Below are 14,077 nucleotides of genomic sequence, written 5' to 3'. Positions count from 1 at the left end.
CGCTGGGGTCGTCCTTCGGCAAGACGAAGCCAACCGGACGAATCTGTCGAATCGAGCCGTCGAAGCCGATCGCGGGGTGCGGGGTGACGGCTCGTAGGCTCGAAGGGTGACGCGTGAGGTTTCCGATTCCTGCCCCGGGGTGCTGCGGCTGCATCAGGCGGCCGACGGACCGCTGGCGCGGGTGCGGGTGCCCGGGGGTCGGCTCGAGCCTGGGCAGTGGCAAGTGCTCGCGGAAGCCGCGGATGAGCTCGGTGACGGCGCCATCGAGCTGACCTCGCGGGGGAACCTGCAGTTGCGGCAGGTGCGGGATGCCGGTGAGCTGTCTCGGCGGCTGGCGGCGGCGGGTTTGCTACCCAGTCACTCTCATGAGCGGGTCCGAAATATCGTCGCCTCGCCGCTGGCGGGCCGGATCGGCGGCCTGGCCGATGTCCATGCGCTGGTGCTCGCGCTCGATTCCGGATTGCGCGCGGAGGAGCGCCTGGCCCAGCTACCCGGGCGTGTGCTGTTCACCCTCGACGACGGGCGCGGAGATGTCAGCGGGCTCGGTGGCGATATCGGCGTGCACGCGGTCGGGCCGGACGAGTTCGCGCTGGTGCTCGCCGGACAGGACAGCGGGATAAGGGTGCACGCGTCCGATGCCGTCGACGTCATGCTGGCCGCGGCGCACGGGTTCCTCGACCTGAGTTCCGGGCAGTGGCGGCTGCACGAGGTCCAGGACGGGGTGAGTGCGGTGATCGATCACCTCGGCCTCTCCCCCACTGCGGAACCGCTGGAATTCGTTGCAGCCCAAAACATCCCGATCGGCTGGCTGGATCAGGACAACGGCCTCGTCAGTCTCGGCGCGGGGGTTCGCCTGGGATCCCTGCCCGCCCGCCTCGCCGAATTCCTCGCCGCCATCGAACGCCCGATCTTCGTGACCCCCTGGCGAAGTCTGATCATCACCGATCTGACGGAGGGCGCAGCCGAGCAGGTGGTCCGCGTGCTGGCCCCGATGGGACTGATTTTCGACGCGAACTCACCGTGGCTGCTGGTCAGCGCTTGTGCCGGCCAGCCGGGCTGCGCGAAATCGCACACCGATGTGCGGGCGGATGTCACCGCGGCGGTCGAATCGGGCCGGGTCCTGCCCACCGGAACGAACCATAGTGAGCCCCGATCGAAGAACCTCGCCGCGCACGATGTCGTAGCCGCAGGACGACAGCACTGGTCCGGTTGCGAGCGCCACTGCGGCCGCCCCCGCGGCGTGGTAACCGACGTCACCGCCACCCCTGACGGTTACCGCATCGATTGATCGCCAGCGACGGCTGCCACATCGCCAGAACGACTGCTCCCCAAGATATTTGCCGGATCAAGTGCGCGATCTCGGGGTTGCGCCGAGTCCCGGGCCGGCCCCCAAACCGCACCCCGTTTGCGCGAACCACACAGTACGGCTATCCTAGGGATATCTCCATCTTGTGGACGTAGGTGTCAACTCCCTCCCACAAACCCCCAATCGCCACGGCGATCCCGCATACCCGGCCCCATTCATCTCGATCTGGGTTGCGAGCGCCATTCCAACCGGCGGAAGTCCCGGCGATCCGCCGCCTCCAACATCTCACCCTCAGGGGAAACATCATGCAAGACAACACTATTCAGACGCCGGTCACCGGCATCCTCGACATCACCGACAACCACGCCACGCTGCGCGCCGACGGCTATCTGCCCGGTCCGCGTGACGCTCACGTGCCGCCGCGTTTGGTCCGCGACTACGGACTTCGCCGCGGCGACACGCTCACCGGCACCGTCGGCGTCCAGCGCGAAGGGGCCAAGCTTCCTCCGCTGACCGCGGTCGCCACCATCAACGGCCTACCGCCCGGCAACGCCAAGTCTCGGCCGCACTTCGCTGATCTCACGCCCATCTACCCGCAGGACCGGCTTCGGCTGGAGACCGAAAAGCATGAACTCACCACCCGGGCGACCGACCTGGTGATGCCGATCGGCAAAGGCCAGCGCGCCATGATCGTGGCACCGCCCAAGGCGGGCAAAACCTCTGTGCTGCAAGCGATCGCGCACGGCATCGCCAAGAATCATCCCGAGTGCGAACTGGTGCTCATCCTGATCGGCGAACGCCCGGAGGAGGTGACCGACCTGTCGCGCGCGGTCCCGGCCCGAGTCGCCGCCGCGACCTTCGACCAACCCGCCCACGAACACATCGCGCTGGCCGAACTGGCCATCGAACACGCCAAGCGCCGCGTCGAAATGGGCCACGACGTGGTCGTCCTGCTGGACTCCCTGACTCGCCTGGCCCGCGCCTACAACCTCGCGGCCGCCGGCTCCGGCCGGATCCTGTCCGGCGGCGTCGACGCGGGCGCGCTCGCCCCGCCGAAGAAATTCCTCGGCGCCGCACGCAATATCGAGCACGGCGGCTCGCTCACCATCATCGCGACCGCCCTGGTCGAAACCGGCTCGCTGGCCGACACCGTCATCTTCGAGGAATACAAGGGCACCGGTAACGCCGAGCTGAAACTCGACCGGCAGATCGCCGGACGCCGCGTATTCCCCGCGATCGATATCGATCGCTCGGGCACTCGTAAAGAGGAATTGCTGCTCACCCCAGCGGAACTCGTCGCCACTCGATCCCTGCGCAAGACGATCTCGGGCCGCGAGCCGCAGCAGGCTATCGAACTCCTGCTGACCGGCCTGCGGCAAACCGAGACCAATTCCGAGTTCCTGACCCAGATCCGCAACGCGGGCTGACCCCGCCGTCCGCTATCAGTCGTGCAGCTCGAGCGTGCAGCATTTGACGCCACCGCCCGCGCGCAAGAGTTCGGACAGATCCAGCCCGACCGGGTTGTAACCGTTGGCGCGCAACACTTCCTGAAGGTTGCGGGCCCGGTCGCTGAGAAAGACGTTGTAGCCGTCGGAGACGCCGTTGAGGCCGAGGACGACCGCGTCCGCGTCGGTGGCGACGATGGCGTCCGGGTACAGGGCGCTCAGGATGGCGCGGCTGTCCGGGCTGAAAGCGGCTGGGAAATAAGCGATGTTGTCCTCGTCGAGCGCCATCAGCGCGGTGTCGAGGTGATAGAAGCGCGGGTCGACCAACTCGAGCGAGACAACGGGGCGGCCGAAGTAGTGTTCCACCTCGCGATGCGCGGCGACCGAGCTGCGGAAGCCGGTGGCGGCGAGAATCCGGGGGCCGACACGGATGAAATCGCCTTCGCCCTCGTTTGTTTCGCGCGCCGCGACCACCTCGCCGAAACCGCGCTGGGCGAACCAGTGGTGGTAGGCGGGACCTTCGGCGGCGCGTTCCGGATGGGTGAAGCGGGCCGACATCACCCGGCCGCCGTAGACCAGACCGCTATTGGCCGCGAAAACCATGTCCGGCAGGCCTGGTTCGCCGGGAACCAGATCGACCTGGTGACCGTACTGTTCGTAGACCGCGCGCAGGGTCTCCCATTGCGCGATGGCCAAGGCGCGGTCGACGGGTTCAGCCGGGTTCATCCACGGATTGATCGCATAGAAGACGGCGAAATGGTCTGGGCGGCACATGACGAAGCGGCGTGCGGACGGTTGTCGCGCCGGAGTCGGGTCGGAGGCGGGCAGGGTGGCTACAGAAGTCATCGTGGCTCCCGAAGTCGGCGCGGAATATGCAGGCAGCAACGACGGTAAATGACCTACCATTGCGTCAGGAACATCAATTTGTTGCGCAGTTGATCGTGAAAACGGCGATTCATTGCGCTTGACGCGAAAGAGTGTGACGTGGACGACCTCGACCGCCGAATCCTGGGCCATTTGCTGAAATCCGCGCGCGCCTCGTTCCAGGAAATCGGCTCGGCGGTGGGCCTGTCGGCGCCCGCGGTGAAACGGCGGGTCGACCGCATGGTCGCCAGCGGGCAGATCACCGGATTCACCGCACTGGTCAACCCGGCCGCGCTGGGCTGGACCACCGAGGCCTACGTCGAGGTCTACTACCGCGACAACATCTCCCCGGCCGAACTGCGTCGCAGCCTGGAACCGATCTCCCAGGTCATCGGCGTGTGGACCATCGCGGGCGAAGCCGACGCACTCGTGCACGTGATGGCGAAGGATATGGCCGAGATCGAATCGACCGTGGAACATATCCGGGAGAACGCCCGCGTCGGGCGCACCCGCAGTTCCATCGTCATGTCCCGCCTCCTGGAGCGCCCCCGCACCTGAGCCGAATCGGCGTCCCTCATAGGGTGGTGCGCATGTCCGACGTGCGTGCCAGCTACCTCACCGACGGGGCCGAGATCTATCGGCGCTCGTTCGCGACGATCCGTGCGGAGGCCGAGTTGAGCCGGTTCCCGGCGGACGTGGCGCAGGTGGTGGTGCGAATGATCCACGGCTGCGGGCAAGTCGACCTCGCCGAGGACATCGCGTTCTCCCCCGGCGTGGTCGCGGCCGCGCGCACGGCACTGCGCGCGGGCGCGCCGATTCTCTGTGATGCGAACATGGTCGCCTCCGGCGTCACCCGCAAGCGCCTGCCCGCGGACAACGAGGTGATCTGCACCCTCGCCGACCCCCGGGTGCCGGAACTGGCCGCGGCCCTGGGCAATACCCGCTCCGCCGCCGCCCTCGAACTGTGGCGCGACCGCCTCGACGGCGCGGTCGTGGCGATCGGCAACGCCCCCACCGCCCTGTTCCATCTGCTCGACTTGCTCGACGCGGGCGCGCCGCGACCGGCCGCCGTCCTGGGCATCCCCGTCGGCTTCATCGGCGCCGCCGAATCGAAGGACGCGCTGATCGAGTACGGCGACCTCGAATATCTGACGGTGCGGGGCCGGCGCGGCGGCAGCGCGATCACCGCTTCGGCATTGAACGCGATTGCGAGCGAACAGGAATGAGCGACATCATGCCCGGCAAACTGTGGGGTGTCGGGCTGGGCCCGGGCGACCCGGAACTGGTCACCGTCAAGGCCGCCAAGATCATCGCCTCGGCCGATGTCATCGCTTTTCACAGCGCCCGGCACGGCCGCAGCATCTCCCGTGGCATCGCCGCGCCGTACATGCGCGCGGGGCAACTCGAGGAGCACCTGGTCTACCCGGTCACCACCGAAACCACCGATCATCCGGGCGGCTATCAGGGCGCGATCGACGAGTTCTACGCGGACGCCGCCGAACGCCTGGCCGCTCATCTTTCGGCGGGACGAACCGTCGCCCTGCTCGCCGCGGGCGACCCGCTCTTCTACAGCTCCTACATGCATATGCACCGGCGTCTCGCCGACCGGTTCGAAGCCGAGATCATTCCCGGCATCACCTCGGTCAGCGCGGCCTCGGCGGCGCTGGGCACCCCGCTGGTCGAGGGCGAACAGGTCCTCACCGTCCTGCCCGGCACCCTGCCCGCCGACGAGCTCACCCGTCGTCTGCGCGACACCGACGCGGCCGCCATCATGAAACTCGGCCGCACCTATCCCGGTGTGCGCCAGGCACTCTCGGATTCCGGCCGCCTGGACGACGCTTACTACATCGAACGCGCGAGTTCCACCCGTCAGCGCGTGCTCGCGGCCGCGGAGGTCGAGGACGCCGACGTGCCGTACTTCTCGATCACCCTGGTTCCCGGCCCCACACCGACCACCCGGTTGCCGCGTGCGAAGTCCGCCGCGGAACCAGATGCCGGCCGGTCCGCCGCCACAGGTGCGAGCACCGGCGAGGTCGTGGTGGTCGGGCTCGGTCCCGGCTCACCGGAGTGGACCACGCCGGAGGTCCGGCAGGCGCTGGCGCGAGCTACCGATCTCGTTGGCTACACCACCTATATCGATCGAGTTCCGGAACGGCAGGGCCAGCGCAGGCACGCCAGCGACAACAAGGTCGAATCCGAACGTGCCGCCATGGCACTGGATTTGGCGAAGAACGGCGCGAAGGTGGTGGTGGTCTCCTCGGGCGATCCCGGCGTCTTCGCCATGGCCGCCGCGGTGTTGGAGGAATCGGCCGACCCGCAGTGGCGCGATGTCCCGGTACGGGTGCTGCCGGGCCTCACCGCGGCCAACGCGGTCGCCAGCCGCGTCGGCGCGCCCCTCGGCCACGACTACGCCATGATCTCCCTCTCCGACCGCTTGAAGCCGTGGGAGGTTGTCGCACAGCGCCTTTCGGCGGTCGCCGCCGCCGATATGGCCATCGCGATCTACAACCCGGCGTCCTCCCAGCGCACCTGGCAGGTCGGCGCGATGCGCGATCTGCTGCTGGAACACCGCAAGCCGGACACCCCCGTGGTGCTCGGCCGCGACGTCGGCGGTCCCACCGAATCGGTGCGCGTGGTCGCCCTGTCGGAACTCGAACAGGCCGACGTGGACATGCGCACCTTGCTCATCATCGGCGCGTCCACCACCACGGTTGTCGAGTCGCCGGACGGCCCCCGCGTTTTCACCTCGCGCCGCTACAGCACCTAGACCAGCACACCGATCTTGACCCTGACACGGTGTCAGCCCGTAGACAGAAGCGGTCATGTTCACTATCGGAGACTTCGCCCACCTCGGTCGCGTATCGGTGCGGATGCTGCGTCACTACGACGCGGTCGGTTTGCTTCCACCCGCACACACCGACCCGGCCACCGGCTACCGCCACTACGAAGCCGCCCAGCTGGCACGACTGAACCGATTGGTCGCGCTGAAAGACCTCGGCCTGACACTGGAGCAGGTCAAGGTGGTACTCGACGAGAAGATCTCGCTGGAGCAGTTGCGGGGCACGCTGTTGGTTCGGCGCGCCCAACTGCGTCAGCAGATCGCCCTCGACGAGGCCAGGCTGCGCCGGGTGGAGGCACGTCTTCGAGCAATCGAAAGCGAAGGCATCATGCATACCGACGACATTGTGGTGAAGAAAGTCGATTCCGTCCGCGTCGCGCGGCTCACCGAGCAGGCCGCGTCCTTCGCACCTGAGGACATCGGCCCGGTCATCCAGCCGCTCTACCAGGAGATCTGTGGGCGACTGGAACGCACGGGCACCACGATCACGGGTCCCGGCATCGCGACCTACGAGCCGGCCGAAGGTGACAGCGTGCTCGTCCACGCGGGCATGCAGGTCGCCGAGCGACCCGCTTCGGCGGCGGATGTCGAGGTCGTCGACCTGCCCGCGATCGACCAGGCCGCGACCGCGATCCACCGCGGGTCGATGGACCTGATCGATGAGACGTATCGGGCCGTCGCACGCTGGATCGCCGACAACGGCTATCAGCAGCACGGGTTCGGGCGCGAGGTCTACCTGCACTGCCCCGAGGACGTCGCGGACTGGGTGACCGAGATCCAAATTCAGATCAGCAAGCCGTAACCGGAGCGTCGCCGTCGGCTTCCCGGCATCGGTCCGGTAATATTCCACTATGGAATATCGACTGGTGCTGGGAGCCCGACGGTGAGCGAAACCGCGGCTCGGCGCAAACCGCTGAACTCCACAGCGGCGTCACTGCTCGGCTTCCTGCACGAGGGGCCGATGTCCGGGTGGGACCTGACCACTATGGCACAGGATCGGATCGGCGATTTCTGGACCATCACGCAGAGCCAGGTCTACCGGGAGCTCGCCGCGATGGACGCCGCCGGACTGGTGACGAAGGGGGCGGTCGGCGCTCGCGATCGCACGCCCTACCAGATCACCGAGTCGGGCCGGGATGCGTTCCGCGAGTGGATCTCTCGTGATCCCGGAGCCGAAACCATCCGGGTGCCGCTGCTGCTGACGCTGGCCTTCGGGGACCACTTGGAGCCAGGGCACCGCGATCGAATCATCGCCGCCAACAGGACGATTCACCAAAAACGGCTCGACGGCTACCTCGCCCAAGAGTCCACCGAGATGCCGCCGCACCTGCGCGCCACCCTCGCCTTCGGCATCACCTATGAGCGCAGCGTCCTCGACTGGTTCGAGCGACTTCCGGATCTGCTCGCCGACTGAGCGGTGGGCGCTCTACTTCTCGGTCTGCTTGCGCCGCAACCAGTTCCATGCCTCCACCGCGGAATCGACCACCGCGCCCCCTGGTGGCAGCGCGGGCCGGTCGACCATCACCACCGGCAGACCGGCGGCACGGGCGGCGGTGAGTTTGGCGTCGGTGAGCGTACCGCCGCTGTCCTTGGTGACCAGGACCTCGATGCGGTGCTCGGCGAGCAAACCGGCCTCCTCGGCCACCGGGAAAGGCCCACGCGCGAGCAGCAATTGGTGCCGGATCGGCACCGCACCCTCGGGCGGATCGATGGCACGGATCAGAAACCAGTGCCGATGCAGACCGGCGAAGGCGGCCACCCCCTGGCGGCCGATGGTCAGGAAGACGCGCTCGCCCAGATCCGCGAGCGCCTCGGCGGCCGCGGCCAGATCGGGGACTCGGATCCAGTGGTCGCCGGGTTGCTCGGTCCAGCCGGGTCTGCGCACGTGCAGCAGCGGCACACCGAGCGCACCCGCGGCGGTGGCGGCGTGGGCGCTCATGGTCCCGGCGAAGGGGTGGGTGGCATCGACGACGGCATCGATCTTGTTGTCCGCCAGCCACTCTCGCAAACCCTCGGCTCCCCCGAAACCGCCGATGCGCACCGCACCGGGGGGCAGGAGTGGGTCGCTAACGCGTCCGGCGAGCGAGGAAACGATATCGAATCCTCGCTCGCCGGACGCGCGATCGGCCAGTTCCCGGGCTTCCCGGGTCCCGCCCAGAATCAGGACGTTCAGGGCTGCCCGCTGAAGTAGGCGATGCCCGCGTTGATCAGGCTCGGACCACCGGCGATGAGCAGGCCGATGAGCGCGCCCGGGAAGACACCGACGCCGAGGAAGAAGAAGCCGATGATGCCGCCGATGACCGCGCCGAGCGAGGCGCGCTGCAGCTCGGAGAAGAACCATTCCTGCGAGCCGATGGCCTCGGCCTGCAGTTTCGGCGCGTCGGCGCTGAGCACGACGTCCTTCAGTTCCGGGGTGAGGGTCAGCTTCTGGCCGGCCTCGTCGATGGTGGCGGCGATCGGGATCAGCTGCTCGCCGACCTGCGCGGCCAGCGGGATCTGGGTGACGACGGCGCCCTCGGCGTTCTTCACCGTGACGTACTTCTTGTCCTCGTCCAGGCTGAACGCGCCACCGGTGAGGGCGGCCACGATCGACTTGTCGGCCACCTGCACCGCGTAGTTCACGCCTTGGTCTTGGCCCTGCACGGCGGGCGCGCCCTGGTTCTGCACGGCGGGCGCCGGGACCGCCGGAGCCGCACCGGCGGTTCCGGCGGCGATGCCGGTGGCGGCGGCGGCGATGATCGCGGTGGCGGCAAATTTCTTGTACTTCATAAATCTCCCCGTCAGGAATACGGACCCGAAGATCAAAGTCGGATCTCGGGGCCGACCCTACCGGGGCCACGCGCGGGATTCACCCGCGCGACGGGCACTTCACCCGGTGGCCGCCTTGCGCACCGACCACTGAGTGACCGGCAGTTGCGGTCGCCACGCGGTGAAACCACCGAGCGGTTCCGCCCGGTAAATCTGAAACTTCCGCAGTTCACCGCCCTGCGCGGTCGCCCAATTCAGAAGCAGCGCTTCGGATTCCGCCGTGACCGCATTCGCGACCAGGCGACCACCGTGGCCTAGATGTGACCAGCATGTCTCGAGTAAGCCATCCTGGGTCAGTCCGCCCCCGACGAAAATAGCGTCCGGGGTTGGTAATGCGGCGGTTTTCTCCAGCTCGGCCAGCACCTCGCCCCGCACCTCGAGGTGCGGGACGCCCAACGTGGCGGCGTTGGCGGTGATCTGCCGTCGCCGGGACTCGATCCGCTCGAAGCTCACTGCCCGGCAGGCCGGATGTGTCCGGCACCATTCGATCGCCACCGTCCCCGAACCGCCGCCGACATCCCACAGCAATTCCCCCGGCGCGGGCGCCAGCGCCGACAGCGTCAACGTCCGGACCTCATGCTTGGTCAACTGGCCGTCACCGGCGTACCAGGAATCCGCCAAGCCGGGAATGCGCGTGGCCCGTGGATGCCCGGGATCGGCTACGCACTCGATCGCGACAATGTTGAGCGGGTCGCCCGGTTCGTGCTTCCACTCCTGCGCGTCAGCGGAATAGACGCGTTCCGCGGGGCCACCCAATTGCTCCAGCACCGTCAGCCGCGAAGCTCCGAAACCATTGCGCGCCAACAATTCCGCCAGCTGGACCGGCGTGTTCTCGTCGGCGCTCAACACCAGCACCCGCCGTCCGTCGGCCAGCTCCGGCAAGATCGTTTCCAGCGGCCGCCCGACCACACTGACCACCGGCGTCTCCGCCAGCGACCACCCCAGCCGCGCACCGGCCAGCGACACCGACGACGGCTGCGGCAACACCCGCAACGCCTGTGGCCCGAACAACCGCGCCAGCGTCACTCCGATGCCGTAGAACATCGGGTCCCCGCTGGCCAGCACCGCCACTCGCCGCCGCGCATACCGCTCGAACAGCTCCGGCAGCGCGGGCACCAGCGGTGACGGCCACGAAACACGCTCGCCCGCAACCTCTTCCGGCACGAAACCCAACTGCCGGACCGAGCCGAGAACCACCTCGGCGCGCCGTACCGCGTCCTGCGCGGCCCGTCCCAGACCGTCCCATCCGTCGGCGCCGATCCCGACGACCGCGATCGGCGCGCCGGACCAGTCGAGCGTCACGACTGCCGCGCCTTCGGCTGACCCGCGCGGTTCATCGCGGCATCCGCCGCCAAATCGACCGCGGCACAAAACGTGTCGCGAGGAACACCAGGTTCAGGATTCGGGGCACCGCGATCCGCGCGGAGTGCTTGCGCAATCCCTCGACGACCGCATCGGCCACCTGGCCCGGTGTGCTAGCAAACGGAGCCGCGTCCATCCCGGCGGTCATCCGGCCGACGACGAAACCCGAGCGAACCAGCAGCAGCTGCACGCCGCTGCCGTGCAGCGCGTCCGCGAGACCACAGGCGAACCCGTCCAATCCGGCCTTCGCGGAACCGTAGACGTAATTGGCGCGCCGTACCCGCACCCCCGCGATCGAACTGAAGACCACGATCTGTCCGTCGCCTTGCGCCCGCAGCAGACCGGCCAGTGTCGTGAGCACACTGACCTGCGCGACGAAATCGGTGTGCACGACCGCGACCGCATGCGCCGGATCCTCTTCCGCGCGAGCCTGATCGCCCAGAATGCCGAACGCGAGCACCGCGACCCCGATCCGGCCGTGCTTGGCCGCGATCTTCTCCAGCAGCGCCGCGTGGCTCGCCGTGTCGTCGGCATCGAACTCGACACAGTGCACCGCGGTCGCCCCGGCCGCCTCGAGCGCGGCCACCTCCGCCGTCAACGCGGCACTGCGCCGCGCCGCCAGAATCACCACCCGGCCGGGCGCCAACCGTCGCGCCACCTCCAGCCCGATCTCACTACGCCCACCGAGCACCAGCACCGGCCCCGCGGCGACACCGCGCCCTCCTCGCAATCCCATGCGCCCAGTCTGTCATTGCCCCGGTCCCACCGGACGCTACGGTCGTGCCATGCCGATCACCGCCGCCGACCTCTCTCCCGCCGCACTCGAGTTCCTGACCGAGCGCCACCTCGCCACCGTCACCACGCTGCGCCCCGACGGCACCCCGCACGTGGTCGCGGTCGGCTTCAGCTGGGACCAGGAAGCCGGGATCGCGCGCATCATCACCGACACCGCGACCACCAAGGCCCGCAATGTCCGCAAGACCGGTTACGCGGCGGTGAGCCAGGTCGACGGCGCCCGCTACCTGACCCTGGAAGGACCCGCGACCGTCCTCGACGACCCCGACAGCGTCCACGAAGCCGAGCACCGCTACGCCGCCCGCTACAAGACCCCCCGCGAGAACCCCACCCGCGTCGTCATCGCCATTCAGGTCAGCCGCGTCCTGTGCAGCCGCAACCTGCGCACCCGGACCGCGTGAGTCGCCGCGTCACCCATCGATTGATCCTGGATAAGGGAAGCCAGCCGACCGCCGTAGCCGGTCAGATCCAGATCGGTGCGGCCGGAACACCGCTGGTGTCGTAGGCCACCAGCCGCGCTGGGTCCGTGGCCCAGCGCGGCCGCCCGCTCAGGTGCGCGGCCACAGAATGGGCAGCCTTTCCGGTATCCGCTTCATGAATCGGGTGCGCCACACCAGCTGATCCATCGGCACCGCGAGGTCGAAGCCGGGCATCCGCTCGAGCAGCACTTCTATCCCGATCTGCGCGTGCCGGCGGCCCAGCGCGGTGGCCGGGCAGTAGTGCCGGCCACCACCGAACGACAAGTGCGCGGTGGCGTTCGGCCGGTTCAGCTGGATTTCCTCGGGCCGGTCGAACGCGTCGGCGTCGAAATTGGCGCCTTCCACCAAGACCAGCACCAACTCTCCCTTCTGGACCAGCACCTCCCCTAACTCGACATCCTCGAGCGCCACTCTCGGCAGAGCGTCACCGATGGACAGGTTGATCCGCAGCAGTTCCTCGACACCGGCCGGGATCAGCGCCGGATCCCGGGCCAGCTGCTCCTTCAACTCGGTGTGCTGAATCAGCGACAGCAGCGCCATGGTGAGGAATCCAGCGGTGGAGATCACCCCCGCGCCGAACATGGTCACACCGACCGTGGCCAGCATCTCGTCGGTCAGATGGGCATAGTCCGGGTCGCCGCGCAAAGCCGCGAGGTCGGCCATCAGACCCGTGGTGGCGGTGTCGTCGAGGCGCTCGACCATGTAGGCGATGTCGCGATCCCAGTTGAGCGCCGCGCCCGGGATCGGCTCGGCGGAATTCATGAACGCGATGTGCAGGCTGCGCGTCAACTTCGGCGCGTCGTCCGGCGGGATGCCCAGGATGTGGCAGTGCGTCTCAGCCGAATACGGGTCGGCGAAATCGTTGCGCAGATCCGCCGTCGGCCCGGCGGTGATCATCGCGTCCACCAACCCGGTCGCGGTGTGCCGCATGAATTGTTCCAGCCCAGGCGATTTCGGGTTGAGCGCCTTCAGCACCGCCTTGCGTAGACCGGCCCCGGTGATATTGCCCATGTTGTTGACCACCTCCGGCGGGATGGTCAACGCGTACTGCCGCGGCGCGCCCGGCGCCGACGTGTCCTTCAACGAGAACCGCTCGTCCTCCAGCACTTTTCGGCAGAGGGCGTGCGAGGACACCAGCCACGCTTCGGCACCGGCGATGGTGCGCACTTTGCACACCGGCCGGTTGGCCCGCAGTTCGGCCACCGCCGCGGGAATGCGATCGCCGCGGGAATCGAACGGGAAATCCACAATCTGCTCACTTGCGGTGGTCATCGGTATCTCCGATCGGCGTCACGATGGCATGGCCCTGGTTACGGGAGGCCCGCAGACCGGAACCTCGGGAATACAGCAATTCCGCCATCGGCAGCAGCTGGTGGTAGCAATTCAACGACGAAGGCACGCCGAGAATCGCTGGAGTGTCGAGGAAAAGCGGCGCCTCCGCACAGATGTAATCCCGGCACACCTGCCGTTGCTGTGCGGTGGGTTTCGCTCCACCCAGAATTTTCGTCGACAGGAAGCGATCCACCAGCGCATCGCAGATGATGCGGAATTCCTCGTCGCCGGACAGGCGCTGTACGAGGTCATCGAACAACGCCCGATAACCGTCGTTCGCCCGGAACTCCGACATACCCTGGGCACGCAGACGCTGCCCCGAAGGGTCGAGTTCCTCCCTGGTCGCGGCGACCTTCGCCCGCACGCCCCGCAGATTCTTCACCGCTTTCCGGCGCGCGTCATCCGCGGAATACCCGAGCGCCTGGTGCATTTCGGCGACATGCACATCGGTGTAGACGAGGTCCACCCGATCGAAATGACTCAGACCCCAGGCGGCGAGATCACGGATGCGATGGCGCGAAAAATAGCTGTTGCCGGGAGATATCCCGATTATCGCATGATCCCCGTCGCCGTAAATGACCCGGCAATGCGAGGTATACGGCCGCACTCGGAAACCTTCGCGCGTAGAAATTGTTTCGGACACTGGATACACAGACGTCGAGGCGGTAGCCGTCAACACGAATCCCCTTGATCTTCCCCTGCTGCTATTCGCTGTGGGCTCCGGCGACCACCAGTTGGAACACCCCGGACGGTAGTCCGATCGACACGACACCCGACGCCATGTAACCGATCCGTTATAGTCAATGGACATTAACCCAATGGTGAAGCGGCACAACACATCACAGCT

At 67.6% G+C, this 14,077-nt stretch carries 15 protein-coding genes; 8 read left to right on the top strand and 7 right to left on the bottom strand.

The annotated features are described in order from the left end of the window. Positions 1 to 106 precede the first annotated feature (106 nt). Positions 107 to 1,288 carry a precorrin-3B synthase gene (gene cobG, locus BJ987_RS19635; RefSeq protein WP_209892065.1) on the top strand — a complete coding sequence of 394 codons (1,182 nt, stop codon included), beginning with the start codon at positions 107 to 109 and terminating at the stop codon, positions 1,286 to 1,288. Between the two features lie 323 nt (positions 1,289 to 1,611). Continuing rightward, entirely contained in the window at positions 1,612 to 2,733 is a 1,122-nt protein-coding gene (locus BJ987_RS19630; RefSeq protein WP_372446880.1) for a transcription termination factor Rho, short form, read from the top strand. Positions 2,734 to 2,748: 15 nt separating this feature from the next. Here the strand turns inward: BJ987_RS19630 and ddaH are convergent, their stop codons facing one another. Continuing rightward, positions 2,749 to 3,597, bottom strand: a complete 849-nt coding sequence (gene ddaH, locus BJ987_RS19625; protein ID WP_209892061.1) for a dimethylargininase — start codon at positions 3,595 to 3,597, stop codon at positions 2,749 to 2,751. A 138-nt stretch (positions 3,598 to 3,735) separates the two neighbouring features. On the opposite strand from ddaH, the gene BJ987_RS19620 reads away from it, so the two are divergent. The 5 genes from BJ987_RS19620 (at position 3,736) to BJ987_RS19600 (ending at position 7,868) form a co-directional block, all read left to right on the top strand. Continuing rightward, positions 3,736 to 4,173: an Lrp/AsnC family transcriptional regulator gene (locus BJ987_RS19620; RefSeq protein WP_209892058.1), complete on the top strand. Its 438-nt coding sequence runs from the start codon at positions 3,736 to 3,738 to the stop codon at positions 4,171 to 4,173. A gap of 32 nt (positions 4,174 to 4,205) precedes the next feature. Further along, entirely contained in the window at positions 4,206 to 4,841 is a 636-nt protein-coding gene (locus BJ987_RS19615) for a precorrin-8X methylmutase (protein WP_209892055.1), read from the top strand. Next, a complete protein-coding gene (locus BJ987_RS19610; RefSeq protein ID WP_245366046.1) occupies positions 4,838 to 6,382 on the top strand; it encodes a precorrin-2 C(20)-methyltransferase in 1,545 nt (514 codons plus the stop codon). Before BJ987_RS19615 ends, BJ987_RS19610 begins: the two co-directional genes overlap by 4 nt. 55 nt (positions 6,383 to 6,437) lie before the next feature. Next, positions 6,438 to 7,256: a MerR family transcriptional regulator gene (locus BJ987_RS19605; protein WP_209892052.1), complete on the top strand. Its 819-nt coding sequence runs from the start codon at positions 6,438 to 6,440 to the stop codon at positions 7,254 to 7,256. A gap of 81 nt (positions 7,257 to 7,337) precedes the next feature. Next, complete coding sequence (locus tag BJ987_RS19600; protein WP_209892049.1) at positions 7,338 to 7,868, top strand: PadR family transcriptional regulator; 531 nt, start codon at positions 7,338 to 7,340, stop codon at positions 7,866 to 7,868. Positions 7,869 to 7,880: 12 nt separating this feature from the next. Here BJ987_RS19600 and BJ987_RS19595 read toward each other — a convergent pair whose 3' ends face one another. From BJ987_RS19595 to dprE2, 4 genes are all read right to left on the bottom strand, one after another. Next, entirely contained in the window at positions 7,881 to 8,627 is a 747-nt protein-coding gene (locus tag BJ987_RS19595) for a cobalt-precorrin-6A reductase (protein ID WP_245367265.1), read from the bottom strand. Continuing rightward, a complete protein-coding gene (locus BJ987_RS37340) occupies positions 8,624 to 9,223 on the bottom strand; it encodes a DUF8020 domain-containing protein (RefSeq protein ID WP_245366045.1) in 600 nt (199 codons plus the stop codon). Before BJ987_RS37340 ends, BJ987_RS19595 begins: the two co-directional genes overlap by 4 nt. Before the next feature lie 99 nt (positions 9,224 to 9,322). Then, positions 9,323 to 10,564: a precorrin-6y C5,15-methyltransferase (decarboxylating) subunit CbiE gene (cbiE, locus tag BJ987_RS19590; protein WP_209892043.1), complete on the bottom strand. Its 1,242-nt coding sequence runs from the start codon at positions 10,562 to 10,564 to the stop codon at positions 9,323 to 9,325. Between the two features lie 31 nt (positions 10,565 to 10,595). Further along, positions 10,596 to 11,360: a decaprenylphospho-beta-D-erythro-pentofuranosid-2-ulose 2-reductase gene (gene dprE2 / locus BJ987_RS19585; protein ID WP_209892039.1), complete on the bottom strand. Its 765-nt coding sequence runs from the start codon at positions 11,358 to 11,360 to the stop codon at positions 10,596 to 10,598. Between the two features lie 49 nt (positions 11,361 to 11,409). Between dprE2 and BJ987_RS19580 the strand changes: the two genes are divergently transcribed. Continuing rightward, positions 11,410 to 11,820 (top strand): PPOX class F420-dependent oxidoreductase, encoded by a 411-nt coding sequence (locus BJ987_RS19580; protein WP_209892036.1) that lies wholly within the window; start codon positions 11,410 to 11,412, stop codon positions 11,818 to 11,820. 147 nt (positions 11,821 to 11,967) lie between these two features. Here the strand turns inward: BJ987_RS19580 and BJ987_RS19575 are convergent, their stop codons facing one another. Next, entirely contained in the window at positions 11,968 to 13,170 is a 1,203-nt protein-coding gene (locus BJ987_RS19575) for a cytochrome P450 (RefSeq protein WP_209892033.1), read from the bottom strand. After that, positions 13,154 to 13,837 (bottom strand): cyclodityrosine synthase, encoded by a 684-nt coding sequence (locus BJ987_RS19570; protein ID WP_307869680.1) that lies wholly within the window; start codon positions 13,835 to 13,837, stop codon positions 13,154 to 13,156. Before BJ987_RS19570 ends, BJ987_RS19575 begins: the two co-directional genes overlap by 17 nt. Positions 13,838 to 14,077 lie beyond the last annotated feature (240 nt).

This window comes from Nocardia goodfellowii, assembly GCF_017875645.1.
In the GTDB taxonomy this organism is placed as follows: domain Bacteria; phylum Actinomycetota; class Actinomycetes; order Mycobacteriales; family Mycobacteriaceae; genus Nocardia; species Nocardia goodfellowii.
The sequence above is the reverse complement of the archived record's forward strand: the minus strand, read 5'-3'. Positions and strand labels throughout refer to the sequence as shown.